The organism is Cupriavidus sp. P-10 (assembly GCF_003402535.2).
Lineage (GTDB): Bacteria > Pseudomonadota > Gammaproteobacteria > Burkholderiales > Burkholderiaceae > Cupriavidus.
This window is the reverse complement of sequence record NZ_AP025172.1, coordinates 76,200-89,831: the sequence shown is the minus strand read 5'-3', so window position 1 is coordinate 89,831 and position 13,632 is coordinate 76,200. Positions and strand designations below refer to the sequence as shown.

The following is a 13,632-nucleotide window of genomic DNA, read 5'->3' as shown; positions in this document are numbered from 1 at the left end:
GCATTCTGGCATCTGTCTTTTTTTCAGCGTCTTCCCCAGGCTTACGAATGGCTTCCCTTAAATCATCCAAGGAGTTCTTATGTCTCATCCTGTTGTCTTGATTACCGGTGCGACGGCTGGCATCGGCCGCGCGACGGCGCTTGCCTTTGCGGCCAAAGGCGCGCGACTGGTCTGTTCGGGGCGGAACGCTGCTGCCGGAGAAGCCCTCGTCTCCGAACTGCGGCAGCTCGGCGCGGAGGCGGAATTCCAGGCGGCCGATATCAGCCGTGAAGACGATGTCATCCGTCTTGTCGGGCATGCCATCGAGCGCTTTGGATGCCTCGATATCGCAGTGAACAGTGCCGGAACGGAAGGAACACCGGGATCGATCGTCGAACAGACAGTCGAGTCATACACGACAACCTTCGATGCGAATGTCCTTGGAACGTTCCTCTGCATGAAGCACCAGTTGCGCGCGATGATCTCGCAAAAGCGTGGGGCGGTTGTCAATCTCTCCTCCACGATGGGCAGCCGCGGCAACCCGCGAAATCCGATGTATGTGGCAAGCAAGCACGCGATCGAGGGCCTCACCAAGTCCGCGGCGCTCGACGCCATCAATTCGAATGTCCGCGTCAACGCCGTGGCGCCCGGGCCGATTGAAACGGGCATGCTCGGCCGCATTGCCGGCGGCGAGGATCGGATCGCGGCAGTCGCCGCAACTATCCCGGCAGGGCGCGTTGGCACGCCGGAAGAAGTCGCCGATGCGATTCTCTTTTTGGCATCCGGCCAGTCCACGTACGTCACGGGCCAGATCCTTCACGTGAATGGTGGGAAGACTGCCGCGTAGTATTCGCGGCGTTCTTACGCTCTCCCAGGCGCGGCCTCGGACTGGACTGGAAACCAGTTGGGCACCGTAGCAGTGACGTAGCAGGGCCCGCAATGCCTGAGGGGCTTTCAATCATCTGGCGAGCTACGCCCCGCCGCCTCGACGGGCGGCGGGGCTAAAGGCGTCGTCAACCTTGACGCGGTCGACCTGAACTGGTGGCTACCGTGCCCATAGTCCGGGATCCGAACACCGCACTCGACGTGCCACCCACTTTGGGAGAAGCGTGACACGTCGCCACTTTGCAGTCTCTGGACTGCGGACTCCTAGAACACGTGACGGATACCCACAGCAACGCCAAACATCGAGTTCTGGCCATTGGGGAGCGCGTAACTGTTCAATGTAAGGCTAGTGGCGAAATTGCTAGCCGCCGATTCCATGGCCAGGCCAGCGTTCTTTGAATAGGCCGTGGTCAGGTAGATGTCGGTGCGCTTCGAGAACGCGTAGTCTGCAATCAGCGCGATCTGCCAGGGATTGGCAACATGGGTGTTCCCTCCCAGGTTCTTTACGTTCTGGTAGTCGTACTCGAGCGTGAAATCGAGAGCCGGCGAGAATCGGTATTGACCGCCAATCCAGTAAAAGTCGTCACGTTGAATCAGCGTGCCGTTTTGATTCTTGTTCTGTCCCCAGCGGTAACCGCCCATTACCTTCGCCGTGCCGTTGAGGGCGTAGCTGGCCATGACAGCAGCCTTCTTGAAGGTACCGTTGCCAGTGCCGATCGTCGGATTCCACTGGTCATAGCCGATGCCTACCCCGAAAGGCCCGGCAATATAGTTCAGCCCTGCACCGTAGCTCGTGTCGCGGCGGAACTGCCCAGGCACTTCACCGCTGCCACCAGCAGCCGGGAGGGTGGGAGCGACCTGCGGAAGTGTCGTGCCCACGCCAAACGACCAGTTTGCCATTGCCGTGAGCCCGCCGAAAACGCCGGTGTACTTCACTGCGTTGTCTTGACGGAAATTGGCACCGGCCATGATGCCGGTAGGCTCATACTGGCTGGCATACCGAGCCGGGATAAAGTTGGCCAGCGTGGAAAACAACGAATGGTATTGCCGACCGAAGGAGATCTGACCGTATTGCGAGCTAAGGCCAACAAAGGCCTGGCGACCAAACAAACGGCCACCCTGTTGCATGGTGCCGGTATCGCTGTTAAAGCCGCTCTCCAGAACGAAAACCGATTTCAGCCCGTTGCCGAGGTCTTCCGTGCCGCGTAGACCCCAACGCGAGCCGGAGTATCCACCGGCGTCCTGGCGAAATGCTTTGCCGCCCTGGCCCGGATTGAATCCGTTACTCGCCGACGGCACCGCACCAACGTGGTTGACGTACTCGACGTTTACGTCCACCACTCCATAGAGCGTTACGTTGGATTGTGCTTCGGCTGCGCCACACGCACAGATAGCGGCGAGGGCAAAAATCGTTCTTTTCATCTACTCGTTCCTCCTTGATCTCTTTTTCTGGTTTCATTCTTGTGATGCTCGGCCACCATGACATGCAGCGTCAGCGTGCCGGGCGAGTGTCTGATGCCTCCGGCTTGTCCTGCTTGTTTTGCCGCGACTTTGAATTGCTGATCTGCGACACGCTGGGGCATACCCTAGCGGCATGCGAGCGGAACGCCGAGCATGCTGGCTTTCCGAGCGTCTGGACTCATCGCTACGCAAATCGCTGGGCGCCTTGTGCGCAGCGGCGGTGCAGGCCTGGGCTGCTGACCTGGAAACTCCGCCGGCCAGCATTGTCGTGATCAGTCAAGCCGGTGGCATCCGGGATCAAGCGCAAAATGGAGAAGCCGCTCACAATGAGTCCCGCTATGTATCGACTCGAGGGGGAAGCGTGGATCTCAAATTGACCGGCAAGCGCGCGATCGTCACCGGTGGCAGCCGCGGCATTGGCAAGGCAATCGCGCGGCTCCTCGCCCACCAGCGACTGCGCTGGAACAGATCGTCGATGCGGAGGCGCTGGAAGACATCAACATCAGGATCATTGGCTACCTGCGCACAGCACGCGCGCTTGCGCCGCACCTGATCGTTGGGCGTCGCGGCTATCACCAAGAGCATGGCCGATGAACTGGGCCCGAAGGGCATCAACGTCACCGCCGTCCATCCGGGCGCCACCCGCACGGAGCAGACGGACGCGGCTAGCGAGGCGCTCGCTGCAACGCGGAACACACTTGGCCGCATCGTCGACGCTGGTGAGGTGGCAAACGTCGTGACATTCCTCGCCTCGCCGCTGAGTGTTGCCATCAACGGCACTGCCATTCCGGTAGGCGGCGGGCTGCCGGGCGACATTCACTATTGAGCGAAGCTGACTGCTACCCTTGCGCTCTCCCGTAGCACCGCCTACACGCTGAAGGACGCTTCCCGGAGTTGCGAATCGGGATCTGCAAAGCCGCTGCGGTCGCGCCGTGGGGGAGTACAGAATGCAAGGGAACTCCCGAGCCCTGCAACTAAAAATCCATCACGCTGTGAGCCAACACCCCACGGACGGGTGATGACATTCAGAACAACTTCGATGCATATTGTCGGGCTTTGGAGGAAGCTGCTTTCAGAGGTGGTCGCTAACACCCGTGCGGCGCAGCAAGAAGGGGTCAACAATGATAAGAGATATCCTGCTACGGGCTGCTGGGTCAGCGGAGTCAGAGGCCATCGCGCGAGTCCTGCAGACTTGCGGCTTGCCTTATGACGAAATAGAACACCCATCCAGCCTATTTCATATCGCCACCATGGGCGGGAAGGTGGTCGGCTGTGCCTACGGCGAACAGCATGGTCGCACCTTCGCCATTCACGCGGCGGCTGTCCTCCCGGAGTGCCGAGGGCACCGTGTTGCAACCTATCTGGTCAGCACACTGCTGATGCGCGCACGGACCCATGGCTGCATAAGGGCAACAGTCCTCAACCCCGAGCAACCTGGCTTCTTTGCCCGCTGCGGCTTCACCTTGACTCCTGCGGACAGTGTGACGCATGAGTTGCACTTATCCAGGGAGACGCTCCGGCGCTTCGGCATAAGGACTCACTATATGTGCCGTCACCTCGATTAGTTAGCCCAATGTTTGCCCACTCGTCTGTCGCAATACAAGTTGTGCGGAATGTGCAACTTGGCGGTTAATTGCGTTACTGGGCGTGGCTTCGTAGAAAACACGGGCGCCCTGGCGTGCGCTATACCTGATACGTATGCCAGAACTGGGGCGCGCCTGCGCTAGCCGCCGGCCGATATGGGTCAGCTTGGCCAGGTTCGCGAAATGGCGGAATTTTCGGCTACCGAGTCCAGCCAGGTTGATGGCATCGTCAATAACAACGGCATCCACGGGGCAAGGAGTTGGTGCGAATTGCCGAATTCGCTGCCTTGGCTTTCTTCCTGGCCTCGGGCAATGCCGCCCTCCATGACCGCCACTGCGCTCGCCATGGATGGTAGTTGGACACAGCACTGAGAGACACGCCATGCCGACCGATACGGGAATGCGAGAGGCCGACCAAGCCAGCCAGGTCGTGAAGCCGGTCACGCTGGCGTTACAAGGTGGGGGTGCCCATGGTGCCTTTGCGTGGGGCGTGCTGGACCACCTGCTCGAAGACGGCCGGCTTGCGATCGAGGGCGTCAGCGCCACCAGCGCAGGCGCGATGAACGCCGCGGTACTCGCGTATGGCCTGCTCCAGGGTGGGCCACCGCGCGCCCGCACCGCCCTGCATGATTTCTGGCGCGATGTTGCCAGCACCGCGCGCGTCCACAGTCCGTTCCGCAAGCTGCCATGGGAAAACTGGCTGTCCAACGGCTATGGGCTCGAGTTTTCGCCGATGTACTTGTTGACGGACATCATGCTGCGGGTGCTGTCGCCCTACCAGTTCAACCCGCTCAACTTCAACCCGCTGCGCGACGTACTGGCCCGCCATGTCGACTTTGACGCGCTGAACCAGGACTGCCCGATCCAGCTCTACTTGTGCGCCACCAACGTCGAGAACGGGAAGATACGCGTGTTCTCACGCGGCGACATCTCGCTTAAGGCAGTGCTGGCGTCGGCCTGCCTGCCGTTCCTGTTCCAGTCGGTGGAAATCGGCGGCCAACACTACTGGGACGGTGGCTATGTTGGCAACCCTGCCATTTTCCCGCTGATCTACAACTGCGGGGCACGTGACGTGGTGATCGTCCATATCAATCCCATCGTGCGCAAGGGAGTGCCGAAGACAGCCGCGGAAATTCTCAACCGCATCAATGAGGTCAGCTTCAATTCGTCGTTGATCCGCGAACTGCGCGCGATCAGCTTTGTCACCCGACTGATCCAGGATGGCAAGATCCGCGGTGGGGAAATGAAGGAAATGCTGATCCACTCGATCCGCTCCGACCAGACCATGATGGCGCTCGGCGTCTCCAGCAAGCTCAACGCGGACTGGGATTTTCTTTGCTACCTGCGCGACCAGGGCAGGGACGAGGCCCGGCGCTGGTTGCAGCAGAACTATGACGCCATCGGTGAACGCTGCACCGTCGACCTGCAACAGGAATTTCTTTGATCCACCACGCAGCGCTGCCGCAATGGTCGGCGCTGATGACCGAGTGGAAGAATGAAACAGCAGCGTTGCCGTCTTGCTGTCAACCGACCTCTTTCCGGTTGACATGCGTCTTCAGTCCACGGACGCGCCCGTGCGACGGATCAGTCCGGCATAGCGCTTCGTGTCACGCGCCATCCACTGCGCAACCTCCTCGCCTGGTCCGGAAGCCGGCGCGAAGCCAAGCGTGCCCAGCTCGCCTTGACTTCGGGCACGAAGAACGCCACGCGGTACAGGCCAGCCACTGGCACGAAATCGCGGACGGGGTCGTACGGCAGCTTGCGGAACAGGCTGGGATTGATGGCGAGCTGGTCGATCGAGCCGATCACGAGTTCATGGCCGGTGGCCGGCGCGCGCTTGCCGGCTTCCATCGCAATGAAGCCGTTGCCGCCGGGGCGAGGGTCAACCACCACGGGCTGGCCCAGGCTCTTCGCCAACTGCTCGCCGACGATGCGCGAGACGGCGTCGGGGCCACTGCCGGCCGCGTGATGTGTTCTCCTTTCTCACTTGGCACTGTTTCGTCATTACGACATTAGTGTCCACTCTAGAATCGTAAGCGCCACGTAACAAGGCATTTCTCATAGGTGAATGCCCCATTCCGGCCCGCTATAATTTGTCACTATGACGTTTTGTCAAACCTTCAGTCGGGGAGATTCATGTGAGCGACCATCGCACCAAGGTGGCGGAAAAGAAGCGCCTGCTGATGCGGACCAAGCTGCTTGACGCGGCCATGCGGGTGATCGGAGAGCAGAACGGAACGGCGCCGGTGATCGATGACGTGATCCGCGAGGCGAAAGTTTCGCGCGGCACCTTCTACAACTACTTCACGTCGCTGGACGAAGTGGTGAACGCCATCGGCCAGGAGATGAACAACCAGATGATCACGGACATCCTCCCGGTCTATAACGTGCTCGACGAACCGTGGCAGCGCGCAGCGGTCGGATTCCGGCTGTTCATGGTGCGCGCGCTGCTGGACCGCAAGTGGGCCAGCTTCGTGATCCGCATCGAGGCGTGGCCGCACACGACGATGCTCGCGAAGTACATGTCGGGCGACCTCGCCGCCGGCAAGGCACGCGGGCAATTCCGCATCGACAGCATCGATGCTGCAACCGATTTCCTGATGGGCGCGTCCGCGCGCTGCATCCAGGCGGTCGGCCAGGGCGTGGACGATCCGCCCGCCTACATGGACGCGGCCACACGCATGGCGCTGCAGAGCGTCGGCTGCAGCAGCGCGCTGTGCGACCAGGGGGTGGCATTCTCGCAGTCTTACCTGAAATCATGGGCCTGCGGCGAACTGACAGTGAGCCGGCCGCTTTGGGCACTGAACCTGAATTCGAAGGACGGGCAGCTTTTTCTCGCGCATCAGGTCGACGCGCCGCCAGTGGCCTGACCGGCGATCTGGCCTGAGGACAATCCGGGCCGCTCTGACGTGACGGCTGCGCCCACGCACCGCCCCGCATATTCGCGCGCGAACGCTGCCGCCTCGGCTGCGGCGGCCTTGTCGACACCGAGGCTGCGCAGCGCCATGCGGATGCTGGTGTCGATGTAGTGGCGCGGGTCGCGTGTGCGGCCGAAGAACATCGTGCGGATGCCTTCAAGGATGCAGCCCAGCACCAGGTCGACGGCCGCCTGAAGATCATCGATCTCCATGCAGCCCTCGTATGCGCCCGCGCGCAGGTCGGCCGTCACGCAGTCGAGCAGCAGCGAGCGGCCCGGCACCAGTTCCTCGCGCAGCGCGAAGCCGGCCCAGCGGCGATCGGCCTGGGCGTGCGCGAGGAAGCAATGCATGCCGCAACTGAAACGCTGCAGCGGGTGCGTCAGCACGTTGTAGGCAGGCAGGATGGCGACCGTGAACTGGTCGCGCACCTCGCGGCCCATCGCCAGCAGCGCCTCGTCCATCGACGCGAAGTGCTTGTAGAACGTGCCGCGCGCGATACCTGCTGCCTTCACCACGTCCTCGATCGACACCGTCAGGTTGGCCGGATCGGCCACCAGGTCGAGGATGGCGGCGATGATGCGGGCGCGCGTAGCGTTGCGCTTCCTTTGCGCAACCAGCGAACGGTGGTTCGTGGGTTCCGGATGCGCGGGATCGTGCTCGATGGGGAGCATCATGGGGCGGTCTCCTGGCGCCGCGGTCATGGCCGCTGCTTGACGGGTGCCTTCCGGCATATTCAGGCACGGCGAGGCCGACAGGTTGACGCGTTCGGCAAGCTGCACGTTGGTCAGACTGGCGTCACGCTGGAGGGCATCCAGAATCTTCAGGTGGGTGGCGTCGAGATCGGGGACGGGCATGGGCATGGGAAAGCACGGAAACATGAAACGAAACCGGGCCCGCGCTACCTTGCGATAGTGCGGGCCCCGGAGGCGGTGACAAGCGGCGCGGCGAGACTCAGCGATTGGTTGCCTGGAACGTCACCTGTCGCCAGCCGCCGGCTTCGCGCCGCCAGGCTTGCGTGGTCATCACATCCATGTCGATCCGCTGGCTGGTCTCGCGCATCTCGATCGACTGCAGCAGGCGGCCGACCGCCACCGCCATGTCGCCTTGCACGCGCACCGCCAGGCTCTCGCGGCTGGCACGCAGGAAGATGACCTGGCCGCGCACCATCGCCAGGTACGCCGGTTTGTCGTCGACCTTGCCGTTGGCGTGGACATGGATCACGTCGTCGGCCACCAGCACGTCAAGCGCGTCGACATCGGCCGCGACCAGCGCGCGGCAGCGTTCGTTCTCCAGCCGGGCGATTTCCGCCGCCACGGCGTCCGTATCGAGACTTATGTCGATCGCGTTCATCGCGCGCCCTCCTCCACCACCACGTTCTCGATTTCTCCCAGCCCTTCGATCTCGACCAGCACGCGGTCGCCCGGCCGCAACCATGACGGCGGCTTGTGCGCCACGCCAACGCCGCCCGGCGTGCCGGTCATCACCACGTCGCCAGGCTCCAGCGTCATCGCCGCCGACAGGTGGGCGACCTGGTCATAGCAGTCGAAGATCAGTTGCGCGGTGTTCGAGTCCTGGCGCTTCTCGCCATTGACAAAGCAGCGGATGCCGAGCGCGTGCGGGTCGGGCACCTCGTCTGCCGTGACGATCCACGGGCCGAACGGCGCGTGCGTGTCGAATGACTTGCCGAGCGTAAACTGCGAGGTGCGCAACTGCCAGTCGCGCACGCTGACGTCGTTCGAGACGCAGTAGCCGAAAATCACATCCTTCGCGTTGTCGCGGCTGACGTGCTTGCAGCGCCGGCCGACCACGAAAGCCAGTTCGGCCTCGTAGTCGAGCTGTTCCGACACGCGCGGACGTTCGATGGGTGCGTATGGCCCGGTGGCCGCGGTCGGCATCTTGGCGAACCACAGCTGTTCGGCAGGCCTGGCCATGCCGGACTCGGCGACGTGGTCGGCGTAGTTCAGGCCAATCGCCATGATCTTGCCCGGGCGGGGAACCGGGGCGAGCAGCGTGACAGACGGCAAAGGCACGTCGACGCGGCCGCTGGCGGCCAGTTCCTCGAGACGCGAGCGCCAGGCCGGGAAGGCGTCGATCAGGCCGATCATGTCGCGCGGGGCGTCGGGCAGGCGCGTGTCGATCTGCACGAGGCCGCCGGGCACGACGAGGCCAAGGTGCACCGCGCCGGCGGCGGTCTGGTATGTGGCGAGTTTCATCTGGAATTTTCTCCGGTGTTATTGCGGGCCTTTCTGCTCCGCTGCGCGGGCAGCGCCGAGGGCGCAGAGTTCGGCGTCGCTGGCGCCTGCTTCCCACATGGCGACCAGACCGTCGGGGTCGAACTCGATGCCCATGGGGTTGCTGGCGAACGTCTCGGTATGGAAGAAGTGGGCGCAGTCGGCCGGGTCTGGGTAGTTATCGACCTGGAGTTCGATGTCGTTGCCTTCGGGATCGCGGTAGTACAGCGAGGTGGTGGGGCCGTGGTTGATGCACCAGACCGGCCGGATGCCCCCTTCCTTCAGGCGCTGGTAGGTCCGCAGCAGTTCGCCGACCGACTGGTAGCTGTAGGCGACGTGGTGGACGCCCGCCGCCTCGCTCTGCTTGTCCGGGATGCCGGGCATGTTGAAAAAGGCCAGGCGGTGGTGCTCGTCGTCGTAGGTGATGAAGGTCAGCACGTTGTCCTCGAAGACCAGTTTCGCCTGGAACACGGCCATGTACCAGGCGACGGTCTCGGCGCGGCGCGCGCAACGGTAGACCAGATGGGCCATCTTGAAGGGGACGACGCGGTCGGCTGCCGTCGCATGCGGGGTGGTCATGGTGAGTCTCCTGTGTGGGTAATAGCGCGAGCCACCGTCAGAGCAGCACGCGGCGGAAATCGGCCAGCAGGCCGGCGAGATGTGCAAGAAAACGGCCGGCCTCGGCACCGTCGACCGCGCAGTAGTCCCACGACAGCGACAGCGGCAGCTGCAGGCGCGGCTGGAACCCGCTGCCGTCCCAGACCGGCTGCATGGCGGCCTTGCCGGCACCAAGGATCGCCACCTCGGGTGCGTTGATGATCGGCGTGAAGTGCGAGCCGCCGATGCCGCCGAGCGACGAGATCGAGAAGCAGCCGCCCTGCATCTGCCCAGCCTTGAGCTGGCCAGCGCGCGCGGTGGCGGAAAGGTCAGCCATTTCGGCAGCAATGGCCAGCACACCCTTGCGGTCGGCGTCGCGGATGACCGGCACCACCAGCCCGTTCGGCGTGTCTGCCGCGAAGCCGATATGGACGTACTGCTTGCGGATCACGTCCTGCCCGTCGAGGCTGACGTTGAACTGCGGGAACGCGCGCAGCGCGGCCGCCGCCGCACGCACCAGGAACGCCAGCACGGTGACGCGCGCGGCATCGGGCTTTCCGTCGCGGTTCAGCGCGATGCGGAACGCTTCCAGTTCCGTGATGTCGGCCTGGTCGAAGTTGGTGACATGCGGGATGCGCACCCAGTTGCGGTGCAGGTTGGCGCCCGAGAGGCGCCGCACGCGCGGCAGCGGCTGGCGCTCGACGGCGCCGAAGCGGGAGAAGTCCACCTGCGGCCACGGCAGCAGGTCGAGATCGCCTGCCGCAGGTGCTGCAACGGGCGGCTGCGCCAGCAACGCCTTCGCGTGAGCCAGCACATCGGCGCGCAGCGCGCGGCCCTTGGGGCCGGTGGGACTGACATCGGCCAGCGACACGCCGAGTTCGCGGGCAAGCTTGCGCACAGAGGGTCCGGCGTGGGTGCCTGGGTTTCTTGGCGCCGATCGGGCGGCTTCAGGGGTGGTCTCCGCAACCGCCCCCGGCGTGGAAGCGGGCTTTGGCGCTTCCACCGGGTCCGGCGTGGCGAAGGGCTTCGCGACCTCAGCCGCCGCACCCGTCATCGGCACCTTGCCGAACTCGATCCGCGCGATCGGCGTTCCCTTTGACACGAGGTCGCCCGGCTTCAGCAGCACCTCGCGGATGGTCCCCGCGCGTTCGCTCGGCACGTCCATGGTCGCCTTGTCGGATTCGAGCGTGACGACCGGCTGCTCGGCTGCCACGGTATCGCCGGCGCGGATCAGCACCTCGATCACCGGGATCTGGCTGTAGTCCCCGATGTCGGGGATCGTAAGAGTCTGCATGGGTTCGTTCTCCAGATGATCAACATTGCCACGGCGCCGGGGGCAGGTCCGTCGCGCCGTCGCGCGCCAGCGCCGCGCGGTGCTTGTCCGGGTCGACGGCGGCCAGCGCGGCCAGCACGATGTGGCGGCGGTCCACCTCGAAGAAGCCGCGCAGCGCAGGGCGCGTGTCGCTGCGGCCAAAGCCGTCGGTGCCGAGCGCGGTGTACGGCGCCTCGACGTAGGGCGCAATCAGGTTGGCGTAGGCGCGCACATAGTCGGTAACCGCCACCACCGGCGCACTGCCAGCCAGGCACGTCTCCAGGTGGCTGCCCGCCGCACCGCCCGTGGAAAACAGACGCTCGCGCTGTACGGCCTGCGCCTCGCGCGCCAGTTCGGAGAAGCTCGTCACACTCCAGACTTCGGCCGCGATGCCCCACTCGCTGGCCAGCGCCTCGGCAGCGGCGATGACCTCGCGCAGGATCGCGCCGGAGCCGAGCAGGCGTACCTGGACCGCGCCGGATCCCGCCGTGGCGTGAAGGCGCATGCCGCGCAGGATGTCGGCATGCTGGGCCGGGTCGATCGGCGCCTGCGCGTAGTTCTCGTTGGTAACGGTCAGGTAGTGGAACTCGTCGTGCTGCTGCTCCAGCATGCGGCGCGCGCCATGGTCGATGATGACGGCGGCCTCGCCAGCGAAGGCCGGGTCCCAGGCGCGGCAGTTCGGGATGGTCGATGCGATCAGGTGGCTGGTGCCGTCCTGGTGCTGCAGCCCCTCGCCCGACAGCGTGGTGCGCCCGGCCGTCGCGCCGATCAGGAAGCCGCGGGCGCGCTGGTCGGCAGCGGCCCAGATCAGGTCGCCGATGCGCTGGAAGCCGAACATCGAGTAGTAGATGTAGAACGGCAGCATCGCCACGCCGTTCACGCTGTAGGAGGTGGCCGCCGCGGTCCACGACGACACCGCGCCGGCCTCGGTGATGCCCTCCTCCAGCAACTGCCCGTCGCGCGACTCCTTGTAGTACAGCATCGAGCCGGCGTCCTCGGGCTCGTAGAGCTGGCCGTGCGGCGAATAGATGCCGACCTGGCGGAACAGGTTGGCCATGCCGAACGTGCGCGCCTCGTCGGCGACGATCGGCACGATGCGCGGGCCGAGCGCCTTGTCCTTCAGCAGGTTGGTGAACAGGCGGACGACCGCGGTCGTGGTGGAGACTTCTCTCCCGTCCGGCTGCAGCGCAAACTGCGCGTAGCTGTCGAGCGCCGGCACCGGCACGGCCGGCGCAGTGGTGACACGGCGCGGCATGTAGCCGCCCAGGTCGGCGCGGCGCGCATGCAGGTAGCGCAGCTCGGGGCTGTCGTCGGCCGGCTTCAGGAAGGCCATCGACGCGACGGCCTCGTCGCTCAGCGGCAACTGGAAGCGGTCGCGGAAGGCCCGCAGCGCATCGACGTCGAGCTTCTTCTGCTGGTGCGAGGTATTGCGCGACTCGCCCGCCTGCCCCATGCCGTAGCCCTTCTTGGTCTTGGCGAGGATCACGGTCGGGCGGCCGGGATGGCGGCGCGCGGCGTCGAAAGCGGCATACAGCTTGCGGAAATCATGGCCGCCGCGGCGCAGGCCGTCGATCTCTTCCGGCGTCATGTGCGAGACCAGCGCCTGCAGTTCCGGATCGAGGTCGAAGAAATGGGCGCGGTTGTAGGCGCCGTCGTTGGCGCCGAGCGTCTGGTACTGGCCGTCGACCGTATTGGCGAAGCGGCGCAGCAGCGCGTGGTTGTGGTCGCGTGCGAACAGCGCGTCCCAGTCCGAGCCCCACACCACCTTGATGACGTTCCAGCCCGCGCCGGCAAACAGCGACTCCAGCTCCTGGATGATCTGGCCGTTGCCGCGCACCGGGCCGTCGAGCCGCTGCAGGTTGCAGTTGATGATGAAGGTCAGGTTGTCGAGCTTCTCGCGCGCGGCCAGCGACAGCGCGGCGATCGACTCGGGCTCGTCCATCTCGCCGTCGCCGAATACGCCCCAGGCACGCCGGCCAGCGGTCTGCGCAATGCCGCGGTGCTCCAGATAGCGCAAAAAGCGCGCCTGGTAGACCGCGCTGATCGGGCCGATGCCCATCGAACCGGTCGGGAACTGCCAGAACTCGGGCATCAGCCACGGATGCGGATACGAACAGAGGCCCCCGCCCGCGACCTCCTGCCGGTAGCGCTCCAGGTGTGGGGCGTCGAGCCGCCCTTCGAGAAACGCACGCGCATAGACGCCCGGTGCCGAGTGCGGCTGGAAGAAGACGAGATCGCCCTTGCCCTGCTCGCCGTCGGCGCGGAAGAAGTGGTTGAAGCCGACCTCGAAGATCTCGGCGGCCGATGCATAGCTGGCGATATGCCCCCCAAGCTCACCATATGCCTTGTTGGCGCGCACCACCATTGCCAGCGCATTCCAGCGGATGATCGAGGTGATGCGCTCCTCCATCGCCAGGTCGCCCGGATAGGCGGGCTGCGCCTCCAGCGGGATGGTGTTCTGGTAGAGCTGGTACGGATGGGCGGTCGGTGCCACGCCGAGGTGGCTGGCATGCTCGGCCAGCCGCTGCAGCAGGAAGCCGACACGCTGCGTGCCGGCGTGGCGCGCTACGCCGGCGAGCGCGTCGAGCCATTCGCCGGTTTCCTGGCGGTCGCTGTCGTCCGGATGAGCGTCGAGGGAGTCGATGCGTTGGGCTTGCATGGAGATC

The 13,632-nt window shown here is 64.7% G+C and carries 12 protein-coding genes and 2 pseudogenes; 5 read left to right on the top strand and 9 right to left on the bottom strand.

Translation table 11 applies throughout. The features are described 5' to 3' along the window. Positions 1 to 79: 79 nt before the first annotated feature. Positions 80 to 826: an SDR family NAD(P)-dependent oxidoreductase gene (locus CTP10_RS30475; RefSeq protein WP_116318439.1), complete on the top strand. Its 747-nt coding sequence runs from the start codon at positions 80 to 82 to the stop codon at positions 824 to 826. 302 nt (positions 827 to 1,128) lie between these two features. Here the strand turns inward: CTP10_RS30475 and CTP10_RS30470 are convergent, their stop codons facing one another. Beyond that, complete coding sequence (locus tag CTP10_RS30470) at positions 1,129 to 2,286, bottom strand: porin (RefSeq protein ID WP_116318438.1); 1,158 nt, start codon at positions 2,284 to 2,286, stop codon at positions 1,129 to 1,131. Positions 2,287 to 2,686: 400 nt separating this feature from the next. Here CTP10_RS30470 and CTP10_RS30465 point away from each other — a divergent pair. The 3 genes and pseudogenes from CTP10_RS30465 to CTP10_RS30455 all read left to right on the top strand — a co-directional run bounded on the left by CTP10_RS30465 (position 2,687) and on the right by CTP10_RS30455 (position 5,352). After that, positions 2,687 to 3,151, top strand: a pseudogene (locus CTP10_RS30465) (SDR family NAD(P)-dependent oxidoreductase). A 295-nt stretch (positions 3,152 to 3,446) separates the two neighbouring features. Beyond that, positions 3,447 to 3,890, top strand: coding sequence for a GNAT family N-acetyltransferase (locus CTP10_RS30460; RefSeq protein WP_116318437.1), 444 nt, complete (start codon positions 3,447 to 3,449; stop codon positions 3,888 to 3,890). 400 nt (positions 3,891 to 4,290) lie between these two features. Continuing rightward, positions 4,291 to 5,352 carry a patatin-like phospholipase family protein gene (locus CTP10_RS30455; protein ID WP_233528015.1) on the top strand — a complete coding sequence of 354 codons (1,062 nt, stop codon included), beginning with the start codon at positions 4,291 to 4,293 and terminating at the stop codon, positions 5,350 to 5,352. Between the two features lie 140 nt (positions 5,353 to 5,492). On the opposite strand, the gene CTP10_RS30450 is transcribed toward CTP10_RS30455, so the two are convergent. Then, the gene (locus tag CTP10_RS30450) at positions 5,493 to 5,825 is read right to left on the bottom strand and encodes a tripartite tricarboxylate transporter substrate-binding protein (RefSeq protein WP_158577640.1); all 333 of its coding nucleotides are present in this window, start codon (positions 5,823 to 5,825) and stop codon (positions 5,493 to 5,495) included. A gap of 221 nt (positions 5,826 to 6,046) precedes the next feature. Between CTP10_RS30450 and CTP10_RS30445 the strand changes: the two genes are divergently transcribed. After that, positions 6,047 to 6,778 (top strand): TetR/AcrR family transcriptional regulator, encoded by a 732-nt coding sequence (locus tag CTP10_RS30445; RefSeq protein ID WP_199414539.1) that lies wholly within the window; start codon positions 6,047 to 6,049, stop codon positions 6,776 to 6,778. On the opposite strand, the gene CTP10_RS30440 is transcribed toward CTP10_RS30445, so the two are convergent. The 7 genes and pseudogenes from CTP10_RS30440 to mdeB form a co-directional block, all read right to left on the bottom strand. Continuing rightward, the gene (locus CTP10_RS30440) at positions 6,751 to 7,527 is read right to left on the bottom strand and encodes a TetR/AcrR family transcriptional regulator (RefSeq protein ID WP_442875259.1); all 777 of its coding nucleotides are present in this window, start codon (positions 7,525 to 7,527) and stop codon (positions 6,751 to 6,753) included. The genes CTP10_RS30445 and CTP10_RS30440 overlap by 28 nt on opposite strands. 33 nt (positions 7,528 to 7,560) lie before the next feature. Next, positions 7,561 to 7,680 (bottom strand): annotated as a pseudogene (locus CTP10_RS41310) (Lrp/AsnC family transcriptional regulator); the annotation flags it as partial. Between the two features lie 97 nt (positions 7,681 to 7,777). Further along, positions 7,778 to 8,176, bottom strand: coding sequence for a nuclear transport factor 2 family protein (locus CTP10_RS30435; protein ID WP_116318435.1), 399 nt, complete (start codon positions 8,174 to 8,176; stop codon positions 7,778 to 7,780). Then, positions 8,173 to 9,039: a fumarylacetoacetate hydrolase family protein gene (locus CTP10_RS30430; RefSeq protein ID WP_116318434.1), complete on the bottom strand. Its 867-nt coding sequence runs from the start codon at positions 9,037 to 9,039 to the stop codon at positions 8,173 to 8,175. The genes CTP10_RS30435 and CTP10_RS30430 overlap by 4 nt, the downstream gene beginning before the upstream one ends. Positions 9,040 to 9,057: 18 nt before the next feature. Further along, positions 9,058 to 9,636 carry a VOC family protein gene (locus CTP10_RS30425; protein WP_116318433.1) on the bottom strand — a complete coding sequence of 193 codons (579 nt, stop codon included), beginning with the start codon at positions 9,634 to 9,636 and terminating at the stop codon, positions 9,058 to 9,060. A gap of 37 nt (positions 9,637 to 9,673) precedes the next feature. Further along, entirely contained in the window at positions 9,674 to 10,948 is a 1,275-nt protein-coding gene (locus CTP10_RS30420) for a 2-oxo acid dehydrogenase subunit E2 (RefSeq protein ID WP_116318432.1), read from the bottom strand. A 19-nt stretch (positions 10,949 to 10,967) separates the two neighbouring features. Further along, the gene (mdeB, locus tag CTP10_RS30415; RefSeq protein ID WP_116318431.1) at positions 10,968 to 13,625 is read right to left on the bottom strand and encodes an alpha-ketoglutarate dehydrogenase; all 2,658 of its coding nucleotides are present in this window, start codon (positions 13,623 to 13,625) and stop codon (positions 10,968 to 10,970) included. Positions 13,626 to 13,632: the final 7 nt, after the last annotated feature.

Coding starts and splice junctions, on each gene's coding strand:
- CTP10_RS30425 (WP_116318433.1), bottom strand. CDS start 9,636: ATGACCACCCCGCATGCGACGGCAGCCGACCGCGTCGTCCCCTTCAAG.
- CTP10_RS30460 (WP_116318437.1), top strand. CDS start 3,447: ATGATAAGAGATATCCTGCTACGGGCTGCTGGGTCAGCGGAGTCAGAG.
- CTP10_RS30440 (WP_442875259.1), bottom strand. CDS start 7,527: ATGACCGCGGCGCCAGGAGACCGCCCCATGATGCTCCCCATCGAGCAC.
- CTP10_RS30470 (WP_116318438.1), bottom strand. CDS start 2,286: ATGAAAAGAACGATTTTTGCCCTCGCCGCTATCTGTGCGTGTGGCGCA.
- CTP10_RS30420 (WP_116318432.1), bottom strand. CDS start 10,948: ATGCAGACTCTTACGATCCCCGACATCGGGGACTACAGCCAGATCCCG.
- CTP10_RS30435 (WP_116318435.1), bottom strand. CDS start 8,176: ATGAACGCGATCGACATAAGTCTCGATACGGACGCCGTGGCGGCGGAA.
- CTP10_RS30430 (WP_116318434.1), bottom strand. CDS start 9,039: ATGAAACTCGCCACATACCAGACCGCCGCCGGCGCGGTGCACCTTGGC.
- CTP10_RS30455 (WP_233528015.1), top strand. CDS start 4,291: ATGCCGACCGATACGGGAATGCGAGAGGCCGACCAAGCCAGCCAGGTC.
- mdeB (WP_116318431.1), bottom strand. CDS start 13,625: ATGCAAGCCCAACGCATCGACTCCCTCGACGCTCATCCGGACGACAGC.
- CTP10_RS30475 (WP_116318439.1), top strand. CDS start 80: ATGTCTCATCCTGTTGTCTTGATTACCGGTGCGACGGCTGGCATCGGC.